A 10,532-nucleotide genomic window follows, 5' to 3' on the forward strand; every position below is an offset into this window, starting at 1 on the left:
CCGTGGAGCTTGCTGCAACTGCTCTGCGGCCTTGTTTTACTGATTGCTGGCGCCGAACTGCTGGTGCGCTGCGCCATGCGTATAGCCGCCAATCTGAAAGTGCGCCCATTGCTGATCGGCTTGACGGTGGTCGCCCTGGGCAGCAGCGCGCCGCAAATGACCGTCAGCCTGCAAGCCGCGCTCAATGACACCCCGGACATTGCCGTCGGCAGCGTCATCGGCAGCAATATCTTCAATATTCTGGTCACTCTCGGCCTCTCGGCACTGATTATTCCACTGCGCGTGTCACGCCAGCTGGTGCGCCTGGACATTCCACTGATGATCCTGGCCAGCGGTCTGGTGTTCGCCCTGGCCCTGAACAGGCAACTCGACCGCCTGGATGGCGTCATATTGCTCTGCGGCCTGCTGGTCTATTTCGGTCTGCTGCTGCGCCAGTCACGCCACAGCGGCCATCATCACGCCAGCCACGACCTGCCCCGCACTTCAAGCCTGCGCAACGGCCTGCAAATGCTTGCCGCCCTGGTCTTGCTGGGTCTGGCCGGGCACCTGCTGCTGGGCGCAGCGGTCGACATTGCCACCGAGTGGGGACTGTCCGAACGCATCATCGGCCTGACCATCATTGCTGTCAGCACCTCGCTGCCACAACTGGCCACCTCGCTGATCGCAGCCCTGCGCGGCCAGCGCGAGATTGCCGTCGGCAACGTGATCGGCAGTAATGTCTTCAACCTGCTGGGTGTGCTCGGCCTCACGGCGCTTGTGGCACCGGAGCCCCTGTCGGTCTCGCCCAATGCCCTGACGTTCGACCTGCCGGTCATGCTGGGCGTCGCGGCACTGTGCCTGCCCGTGTTCTATACCGGATACCGCGTCACCCGCGGCGAAGGCATATTGCTTCTGGCGCTGTACCTGGCTTACGGACTGCACGTGGTGTCCTTTACTACCGGCATGCCCCTGGCCGGCAGGCTCGAGCACCTGATGCTGTTTTATGTCTTGCCGGCGCTGCTGGTGTTTCTGCTGCTCAGCACCTTGCGCGCCTGGCGTCGACAACACTGAGCCACGCTGTGACCACCCGGGGCTGGCTAGATCCAGCCGCCCCACTGCAACACAAAGATCCCGATATTGGTGGTGATCGCAGCCATCAGGGTGGTGATCACGATAATCGCGGCTGCCAGTTCATGATTGCCGTTGGCCGCCCGGGCCATGACATAGCTGGCGGCAGCTGTGGGGCTGGCAAAGTACAGAAACAAAGTCCCCAGCTCGGCCCCCCGGAAACCACAAAGCCAGGCGCCCAGCGTGGTCAGTAATGGCAGGCTGACCATTTTCACCAGGCTTGCACTCAGCGCCAGGTCACCACTTTTACGCAAACTCGCCAACGACAGCGTGCCGCCGATACATATAAGCGCCAGCGGCAAGGTCATCGACGCCAGATACTCACCCGAGGTCAGCAGCCAATGGGGCAGGCCGATCTTGAACGCGGCAAAAGGGGCTGCCACCAGCACGCTGATGATCAGCGGGTTCTTGAACACGCTTTTACAGATGCTCCAGGGATCGGACTTGATCACCGGGCTGTACACCGCCAGCACGATGGTCGACAAGGTGTTGTAGAGCAGAATCACCAGGGCCGCGAGCACTGCCCCCAGGGAGATACCGTAATCGCCATACATGCTGGCCGCCAGGGCCAGGCCGATGACCGCGTTGTTGCCGCGAAACGCGCCCTGAGTGTAGATGCCCCGCTCAGCACGAGGGCAACGCCAGATCGACCAGCCCCAGGCCAGGGCAAAACTGACCAGCGTCGCTACGGTGAAATAGCCGAGTACCTTGGGCTGCAAGGCGGCCCTGAGATCGGCATGCAAAATACCCAGAAACAACAACGCCGGCATGGTGACGTTGAACACCAGTGCCGACGCAGTGTGGATAAAGTTGTCATTGATCCAGCCCACACGCTTGAGCACAACGCCCAGAAACAGCATGGCAAACACGGGAGCCGTGATAGAGAGTGTCTGAAGGAAAATAGCCAGCATATCGAGTCAGCCTGATGGCGATCGGGAGGAAGATCGTATGCGGAATCAGACGTTTAGTTAGCCAGCGTCAACCCGCAGTTTAATCAAATTGCGCACGCATCCAGCAATGATACTCGGCCACTGCGGGCTCACCCTCGCGAGGAGCCCAGGGTGCCAGTTCGCCGTCTCCAACCGGCCGATAAGGCCCGGCTTTGCACTCGAACATCAGGCTGTCGTCCTCAAGCACCACCAGCCCATGAAAAATACCTGCTGGCAGATCGACCCCCAGACTCCCGCCCCCGGCTTGCAATACGCGCTTGTCGAGCACCCGACCTTCTTCATCGAAAATCAGGACGCCAAGCGTGCCCTTGAGTACCAGCAGGGTCTCAGCCTTGTCGCTGCCCAGGTGACGGTGCGGCGGTACATAGGTTGAGGGTTGCAGCCCCACCACCATGCGATGGCAGGCCTCTTCCATCTGATGCAAGTTGTGATGCTGGCGACCACGGGGGTTGCCGGCAGCTTTCTCTGCCAGGTCGTTGAAGAGCGATTGATCGAGAAAGCTGGGGCGGGTCATGGTTTCAACGTCCTTTATTACATGTCTTTGACGGCATAAATCCCGGCGGCATTGCGCCAGTATCCCTTGTAGTCCATGCCATAACCGAAGAGGTAGCGGTCAATGCACGGCAGACCCGCGTAATTGGCTTTAAGGTCCGGACGCGCCTTGCGCTGATGGTCCTTGTCGATCAGCACCGCCGTGTGCACCTGACGGGCACCTGCGTGTTTGCAGAACTCGACGATGGCACTCAGGGTGTGACCTTCATCGAGGATGTCATCAATGATCAGAACATGACGGTCAATGAACGACACTTCTGGCTTGGCTTTCCAGAACAGATCGCCGCCAGTGGTCTCATTGCGATAGCGCGTCGCGTGCAGGTAAGACGCTTCAAGCGGGAACTTCAGGTGGGTGAGCAACTTGCCCGCAAAAATCAGGCCGCCATTCATCACACAAAATACTACTGGATTGGTCTCGGCCATTTCGGCCGTGATTTGCGCGCCAACGCGGGCAATGGCTGCCTCGACTTCAGCTTCGGTGTACAGGCAGTCAGCCTCTCGCATGATTTGACGGATATGCTCGAGATCAGCAGACATGACGCTCTCCAGGGGGGTTGTGCAAGAAAAGCGGGCAAAGGTACGCACCCGCATGGCTCAGATCAAGTATTTATGGACTAACGTGCAGTAATGTTTAGTAGGACATCACCCCGTATTAGATTAATCTAGGCCGCTTTTTTTGCCTGCCCACGGAGCCTTTCCCCCATGCCCATTCGCGAGATACGCCACCCGCTGATTCGTCACAAGCTCGGCCTTATGCGCCGCGCAGACATTAGCACGAAGAACTTCCGCGAGCTTGCTCAGGAAGTAGGCGCGTTGCTGACCTATGAAGCCACCAAAGACCTGACCCTCGAAACCTACGAGATTGAAGGCTGGTGCGGCACTGTTAAAGTTGAAAAAATCGCCGGCAAGAAAATTACCGTCGTCCCGATCCTGCGTGCCGGCATTGGCATGCTCGAAGGTGTACTGAGCCTGATTCCGGGCGCCAAAGTCAGCGCAGTCGGTGTAGCCCGTAACGAAGAAACCCTTCAGGCCCACACCTACCTGGAAAAACTGGTACCGGAAATCAACGAACGTCTGGCGATGATCATCGACCCGATGCTGGCCACCGGTGCATCCATGGTTGCCACCATTGATCTGCTGAAGAAAGCCGGCTGCAAAGAAATCCGCGCCATGGTGCTGGTTGCCGCGCCAGAAGGCATTGCCACTGTAGAAGCCGCTCACCCGGACGTCGTCATCTACACCGCCTCCATCGATGAGCGTCTGAACGAACACGGTTACATCATTCCTGGCCTGGGCGATGCTGGCGACAAGATCTTCGGCACCAAGCAAAAGGACGCATAACATGCAGGACGAGTTCAACGACCCGCTCTGGCGCCAGATCATATCTGGCGCGCAGATGCTCTTCGTGGCCTTTGGCGCGTTGGTCCTGATGCCTTTGATTACCGGCCTCGACCCTAACGTCGCGCTGTTCACCGCGGGTCTCGGGACTCTGTTGTTCCAGATCGTGACCCGGCGCCAGGTGCCGGTTTTTCTGGCTTCAAGCTTTGCGTTCATTACCCCGATCATTCTCGCCAAAGGCCAGTTCGGCCTTGCCGCGACCATGGGCGGCGTGATGGCAGCAGGCTTCGTGTACACCTTCCTCGGTTTCGCGGTAAAGCTCAAAGGCACCGGTTTTATTGACCGCCTGCTGCCTCCCGTAGTGATTGGTCCGGTGATCATCTCGATTGGTCTGGCAATGGCCCCGATTGCAGCGCACATGGCCATGGGCCGCGCTGAAGATGGCACCGAGCTGATCCACTACCAGACCGCCATGCTGATCTCGATGCCAGCCCTGCTGACCACCCTGATCGTAGCCGTGTTCGGTAAAGGCATTTTCCGCCTGGTGCCGATCATTGCCGGCGTGCTGGTGGGATTCTCGATGGCGTTTTACTTTGGCGTAGTGGACACGGCCAAGATTGCCGCCGCCCCATGGTTTGCCCTGCCGCACTTCACTGCTCCCGAGTTCAACTGGCAGGCGATTCTGTTTATCGTCCCCGTGGCCCTGGCCCCGGCCATTGAACACATCGGCGGAGTGATTGCCGTGGGCAGCGTGACCGGCCGCGACTATCTGAAAAAGCCCGGCCTGCATCGCACCCTGTTCGGTGACGGCATCGCCACCACCGCTGCCGGCCTGCTTGGCGGTCCGCCCAACACCACCTACGCCGAAGTGACCGGCGCAGTGATGCTGACCAAGAACTACAACCCGAAAATAATGACCTGGGCGGCGATTTTCGCCATTAGCCTGGCATTTGTCGGCAAGTTCGGCGCACTGCTGCAAAGCATTCCAGTGCCGGTGATGGGCGGGATTCTATGCCTGTTGTTCGGTTCAATTGCTGCGGTCGGGATGAACACCCTGATTCGCCATCAGGTCGATCTGAGCGAAGCCCGCAACCTGGTGATTGTTTCGGTGACCCTGGTGTTCGGTATCGGCGGAGTGCTGATTGGCACCGGCATGGGCCCGGAAGACTTCGGCCTCAAGGGCATCGCCCTGTGTGCCATCGTCGCCATTGCGCTGAATCTGTTGTTGCCGGGCAATGACAGCTGGAAACACAAGAAAGGTGACGGGCCGGTTATCTAATCGGCAAGTCCCCAGGATCCTGTGGAAGCCTGGCCTGCCAGGCTTCCACAAGGTATCTGCAAGCGGAGTTTTACAGCGCCAGCGGCGCCCGCTCACACAAGGTATTCAACGCTGCCGCCCACTCAGGGTTGTCATTCAGACACGGTACCAGCACCAGCTCCTCGCCCCCCGCCGCAATAAACTGCTCGCGACCGCGATCGCCGATTTCTTCCAGCGTTTCAATGCAATCCGCCACAAACGCCGGGCACATGACCAGAATCTTCTTCACTCCGTCTTTGGCCAGAGCGTCCAGCCGTGCCTCGGTATAGGGTTCGATCCACTTGGCCCGGCCCAGTCGGGACTGGAACGCCACCGACCATTTGCCCGCCGGCAACCCCGCGCGATCGGCAAACTCCTGAGCCGTACGCAAGCACTGCGCCCGGTAGCAGGTTGCCAATACTGCCGGCGAAGCATTCTGGCAGCAGTCAGCATTTTTGAAGCAGTGATTACCGGTCGGATCGAGTTTATGCAGATGGCGCTCGGGCAAACCGTGAAAACTGAGCAGTAAATGATCGTAATCCTGCTCCAGATGCGGCCGGGTACTCGCCACCAATGCGTCGAGGTATTCGGGCTGATCGTAAAACGGCTGCACGATGGAGAGTTGAATGCCCAGCTTTGCGGCTTTGATCACCCGCTTGGCTTCTGCAATCACGGTGGTGACCGTACTGTCGGCAAACTGTGGATACAAAGGTGCCAGGGTGACCTTGTGAATGCCCTTGGCCGCCAGACGTGTGAGCACGGTTTCAATGGACGGTTCGCCATAGCGCATTGCCAGTTCTACCGGCCCCTTGGTCCACTCCTTGCTCATCGCCTGCTGCAGGCGACGGCTGAGCACCACCAGCGGCGAGCCTTCATCCCACCAGATGGAGGCATAGGCATGGGCCGATTGTTCGGGGCGCTTGACCAGAATCAATGACACGATCAGGCGGCGCAATGGCCACGGCATGTCGATCACATACGGGTCCATCAGAAACTGGTTCAGGTAGCTGCGTACATCGGCTACCGAAGTAGACGCGGGCGAACCCAGGTTAACCAGTAATAGTGCGTGCTCGGTCATGCAACATCCTATTTCAGAGGCGGGCGGACAGATCATCCAGGGCCGCACGCAAATCGGTGAACTGAAAAGTGAAACCGGCTGCCAGCAATTTGGCCGGCGTGGCCCGTTGGCCGCCCAGCAATAACTGTGACAATTCGCCCAGACCAACGCGCAAGGCAAAGGCGGGAACGGGAATGAACGCCGGACGGTGCAACACGCTGCCCAGGGTTTTGGCGAACTCAAGGTTGCGTACCGGATGCGGCGCGCAGGCATTATAAGGACCCGACGCGGCATTCTCATGCACAAGAAAATCAATCAGGGCAATTTGGTCATTGATATGAATCCATGGCATCCATTGCCGACCATTACCTATCGGCCCGCCCAACGCCAGTTTGAAAGGCAATAACAGGCGCGACAAAAAGCCGCCCTCGGCCGCCAGCACCAGGCCGGTACGCACCAGCACCACACGAATGCCCAAGGCCTGTGCGCGTTGCGCGGTTTCCTCCCAGGCAATACACAAATGGCTGGCGAAGTCTTCGCTCACCGGAGGCGACTCTTCGGTCAACTCGCGCTCACCCCCATCGCCATACCAGCCCACTGCCGAACCTGACACCAGCACCGACGGTTTTTGTTCGCGGCTGGCCAGCCAGGTCACCAGGGTTTCCGTCAGCGTAATCCGGCTGCCCCACAACAACGCCTTGCGCTTGCGTGTCCATGGCCGATCGGCAATCGGCGCGCCGGCAAGGTTGATCAGCGCATCAATCGGCTCCTGGCCAAGTTCTTCAAGTGTGGCGACGCCTCTTACGCCGGCACCGCACAATTCGCTCACGCGATCAGGGCGACGACTCCACACGCTCAGGCGATGACCTTGCGCCAGCCAGTGACGGCAAAGCTGGCGCCCGATCAAGCCTGTACCGCCGGTCAGCAAAATGTGCATGAGTTGATCCTCGCTGGGAGTTTTATCGGGTGCACTGGTCTATTTTTAAAGAAATTCCCATTTCTTTGGGCCGCTGGCTTCATAAAGAATAGGCTAGGCTGGCCCGGCAAGCGCACTAAAACTTATACTAATAAATTAATTTGTACAGATATTGGCGGCATCGTAGTTTGTGCAGCTGACTGGGCAAATAGGGATTGAGGCCAATATGACTGTACCTATCGCAATTATCGGGGCCGGCATCGCCGGATTGTCGGCCGCAAGGGCACTGCACAAGGCCGGGCACACTGTGCATCTGTTCGATAAAAGCCGCGGCAGCGGCGGACGCATGTCGAGCAAGCGCAGTGATGCGGGATCACTGGATCTTGGAGCCCAGTATTTCACTGCCCGCGATCGCCGCTTTGTCGACGAGGTCCAGCAGTGGCAAGCCCTGGGCTGGGCTGCTGAATGGGAACCTCATCTGTACAACCACAAGAACGGCCAGCTCACACCGTCACCGGACGAACAGACCCGCTGGGTAGGCAGCCCGCGCATGAGCGCGATTACCCGCGGCATGCTCGGCCATTTCAAGGTTGAGTTTGCATGTCGTATTACTGACTTGATACGCGGTGAAAAACACTGGCACCTGCTGGATGCCGACGAGGTCAGTCACGGCCCCTACAGCCATGTGATAGTGGCAACGCCGGCACCTCAGGCAACCGCCCTGCTTGCTTGTGCGCCCAAACTGGCAAGCACCGCGGCCGGAGTGAAAATGGACCCGACCTGGGCCGTCGCCCTGGCTTTCGATACGCCCCTGGAAACCAAAATGGATGGCTGCTTCGTGCAAGACAGCCCGCTGGACTGGCTAGCCCGCAACAGCAGTAAACCGGGGCGTGAGCACAAGCCCGACACCTGGGTGCTGCATGCCACCAGCGCCTGGAGCAGGCAAAACCTGGATCTGTCCAAAGAAGCAGTCATCGAGCACTTGCACGGTGCGTTTGCCGAACTGATGCACTTCCCCATGCCTGCGCCGATCTTCAGTCTGGCCCACCGCTGGCTCTATGCCCGGCCTTCCACCGCCCATGAATGGGGAGCACTGACCGATGCCGATCTGGGGCTTTATGCCTGTGGCGACTGGTGCCTGTCAGGCCGGGTCGAAGGCGCGTGGCTCAGTGGCCAGGAGGCAGCCCGGCGCTTGATCGAACACCTCGAATGAAGCCCAGGGCTGGCGTATAACCTCTGTGAGAGCGAGCTTGCTGGCGATCTTTTAAAAACGGCTCGCTCCTGTAGAAGCCCCAAATACTTGTACAGGATAATTGACTTGTACAAGGCAAAGCCTAAGATGAAACCAGGTTGTACATCGCTACAAAGATGTACAAGTAATTCCTGGAGGTTCATCCCATGGTCAGCGCCGTCTCAGCCCGCGACAAACCGAAAATCGCCATCAGTGCCTGCCTGCTGGGCGCCGAAGTTCGCTTCAACGGCGGGCATAAGGCTTCGCAACTGTGCAGCCAGGCCCTGAGTGAGTATTTCGAGTTCGTCCCGCTGTGCCCCGAAGTCGCCATCGGGCTGGGCATTCCGCGCCAGCCCATTCGCCTGATCGGCGACCCTGCCCAACCCCAAGCCGTAGGCAGTGTCGACAGCGCTATGGACGTAACCCGGCCACTGCACGATTACGCTGTGGCCATGGCCGCAGCGCACACAGACATTTGCGGCTACATCTTTATGCAAAAGTCGCCGTCCTGCGGACTCGAGCGAGTCAAGGTCTATCAGGACGGTGGACGCCCCGCAGAGTTGAGAGGACGGGGGATTTACGCACAAGCGTTTTGCGCCGCGCACCCGGACTTGCCGGTTGAAGAAGAAGGCCGCCTCAACGACCCGGTATTGCGTGAAAACTTTCTGACCCGGGTTTACGCCTATAGCGCCTGGCAACAGTTGCTCGGAGACGGCATCACCCGCCGCTCCCTGACCGAGTTTCATGCCCGCTATAAATACCAGCTTATGGCCCACCACCCCGAACAGTACAAAACCCTGGGCAACATGCTGGGGAGCCTGGGCAAGGGCGACCCTCGCGAAATTGCCCCGCAGTATTTCAGCGAGTTGATGAAAGCCCTGAAAAAATGCGCCACGCGCCGCACTCACACCAATGTGCTGCAACACATCAGCGGCTATCTCAAACAGTCCCTCAGCCGCGAAGACAAGCAAGAAATGCAGTACCTGATTGGCCAGTACCTGCACGGCATTGTGCCGTTGGTGGTGCCGCTGACACTGCTCAAGCATCATTTTCGCCAGCATCCGGATCCCTATATCTCGCGGCAGGTGTACCTGCAACCGCACCCGGAAAACCTCAGCCTGCGCAATGCGATCTGACCATGAACCAGGACCTTTCGCAGACCAGTTCTGCCGCACCCGACTACAACCAGGCCCTGGCCGAAGGCTGGTTGCCGATACGCGAAGTGGCGCGCATCACGGGGGTCAATGCCGTGACCCTGCGCGCCTGGGAGCGGCGTTATGGCCTGATCGTCCCGCACCGCACCGCCAAAGGTCATCGCCTGTTCTCAGCCGCCCATATCCAGCGAATCCAGCACATTCTGACCTGGCTCAATCGCGGGGTGTCGGTCAGCCAGGTCAAGCCACTGCTCGACCTGGCCCCGAGCCACCGCGAACCCGTCGACAACGACTGGCTGGCATGGAGCCAGGCCCTGACGCTGGCGATCACTGAGCTGGCCGGGCGCAGACTGGACGACAACTTCAATCAGGTCATGTCGCTGTATCCGGCCCACACCCTGTGCGAACAGCTGCTGATCCCGCTGTTGAGCGCGCTGGAACAACGCTGGCAGGGCCAGTTCGGGGCACAACTGGAGCGAGTGTTTTTCAGCTCCTGGCTACGCAGCAAACTGGGCGCCCGTATCTACCACAACAATCGCTCACTCAAAGGCAAGCCCATCCTGCTGATCAACCATTCACCCCAGCCTTTCGAAGCCCAGCTGTGGCTCACCGCCTGGCTGGTCAGCAGCAGCCACTGCCCGGTTGAAGTCATCGACGCGCCCCTGCCCGGCGGTGAACTGGCATTGGCGGTGGAACGCCTCAAATCACCCGCCGTGGTCCTCTATTCGAGCCAGACCCTGAACCCCCAGCAACTGCCAAAGCTACTGAAGGGCGTTGACTGCCCGATCCTGATTGCCGGACCGACGGTATGCATCCATAGCGCCGAGCTGGCCGTAAGTACTACTGAAATCGCAGGATTGTCTCTTGCTCGCGATCCCCTTGAAGCCCATCAACGGCTCAGCCAGCTCGGACTGTTCTAGAGGAATAAAC

At 59.2% G+C, this 10,532-nt stretch carries 11 protein-coding genes; 6 read left to right on the forward strand and 5 right to left on the reverse strand.

The features are described 5' to 3' along the window. Positions 1-9 precede the first annotated feature (9 nt). Positions 10-1,050 (forward strand): calcium/sodium antiporter, encoded by a 1,041-nt coding sequence (locus FEZ21_RS22015; protein WP_003439850.1) that lies wholly within the window; start codon positions 10-12, stop codon positions 1,048-1,050. A gap of 26 nt (positions 1,051-1,076) precedes the next feature. On the opposite strand, the gene FEZ21_RS22020 is transcribed toward FEZ21_RS22015, so the two are convergent. The 3 genes from FEZ21_RS22020 to FEZ21_RS22030 form a co-directional block, all read right to left on the reverse strand. Beyond that, positions 1,077-2,018, reverse strand: coding sequence for an AEC family transporter (locus FEZ21_RS22020; protein ID WP_003439849.1), 942 nt, complete (start codon positions 2,016-2,018; stop codon positions 1,077-1,079). Positions 2,019-2,097: 79 nt separating this feature from the next. Next, positions 2,098-2,571 carry a WbuC family cupin fold metalloprotein gene (locus FEZ21_RS22025; protein ID WP_127196065.1) on the reverse strand — a complete coding sequence of 158 codons (474 nt, stop codon included), beginning with the start codon at positions 2,569-2,571 and terminating at the stop codon, positions 2,098-2,100. Positions 2,572-2,588: 17 nt separating this feature from the next. Further along, on the reverse strand, positions 2,589-3,146 hold the full coding sequence (locus tag FEZ21_RS22030; protein ID WP_003439847.1) for a hypoxanthine-guanine phosphoribosyltransferase: 558 nt from the start codon (positions 3,144-3,146) through the stop codon (positions 2,589-2,591). Between the two features lie 165 nt (positions 3,147-3,311). Between FEZ21_RS22030 and upp the strand changes: the two genes are divergently transcribed. Continuing rightward, complete coding sequence (upp, locus tag FEZ21_RS22035) at positions 3,312-3,950, forward strand: uracil phosphoribosyltransferase (RefSeq protein ID WP_003439846.1); 639 nt, start codon at positions 3,312-3,314, stop codon at positions 3,948-3,950. A 1-nt stretch (position 3,951) separates the two neighbouring features. Then, positions 3,952-5,226 carry a uracil-xanthine permease family protein gene (locus FEZ21_RS22040; protein ID WP_003439829.1) on the forward strand — a complete coding sequence of 425 codons (1,275 nt, stop codon included), beginning with the start codon at positions 3,952-3,954 and terminating at the stop codon, positions 5,224-5,226. A gap of 70 nt (positions 5,227-5,296) precedes the next feature. Here FEZ21_RS22040 and hemH read toward each other — a convergent pair whose 3' ends face one another. Both hemH and FEZ21_RS22050 read right to left on the reverse strand, forming a co-directional pair. Continuing rightward, a complete protein-coding gene (gene hemH, locus FEZ21_RS22045) occupies positions 5,297-6,322 on the reverse strand; it encodes a ferrochelatase (RefSeq protein ID WP_003439827.1) in 1,026 nt (341 codons plus the stop codon). A 13-nt stretch (positions 6,323-6,335) separates the two neighbouring features. After that, entirely contained in the window at positions 6,336-7,238 is a 903-nt protein-coding gene (locus tag FEZ21_RS22050; protein ID WP_003439826.1) for a TIGR01777 family oxidoreductase, read from the reverse strand. 205 nt (positions 7,239-7,443) lie between these two features. Between FEZ21_RS22050 and FEZ21_RS22055 the strand changes: the two genes are divergently transcribed. From FEZ21_RS22055 to FEZ21_RS22065, 3 genes are all read left to right on the forward strand, one after another. Further along, complete coding sequence (locus FEZ21_RS22055) at positions 7,444-8,430, forward strand: NAD(P)/FAD-dependent oxidoreductase (protein WP_003439824.1); 987 nt, start codon at positions 7,444-7,446, stop codon at positions 8,428-8,430. Positions 8,431-8,615: 185 nt separating this feature from the next. After that, on the forward strand, positions 8,616-9,584 hold the full coding sequence (locus tag FEZ21_RS22060) for a DUF523 and DUF1722 domain-containing protein (RefSeq protein WP_003439822.1): 969 nt from the start codon (positions 8,616-8,618) through the stop codon (positions 9,582-9,584). A 2-nt stretch (positions 9,585-9,586) separates the two neighbouring features. After that, complete coding sequence (locus tag FEZ21_RS22065) at positions 9,587-10,522, forward strand: MerR family transcriptional regulator (RefSeq protein ID WP_160628401.1); 936 nt, start codon at positions 9,587-9,589, stop codon at positions 10,520-10,522. Positions 10,523-10,532 lie beyond the last annotated feature (10 nt).

Origin of the sequence: Pseudomonas sp. 9.1(2019) (assembly GCF_009910445.1) — a bacterium.
GTDB lineage: Bacteria > Pseudomonadota > Gammaproteobacteria > Pseudomonadales > Pseudomonadaceae > Aquipseudomonas > Aquipseudomonas paraversuta.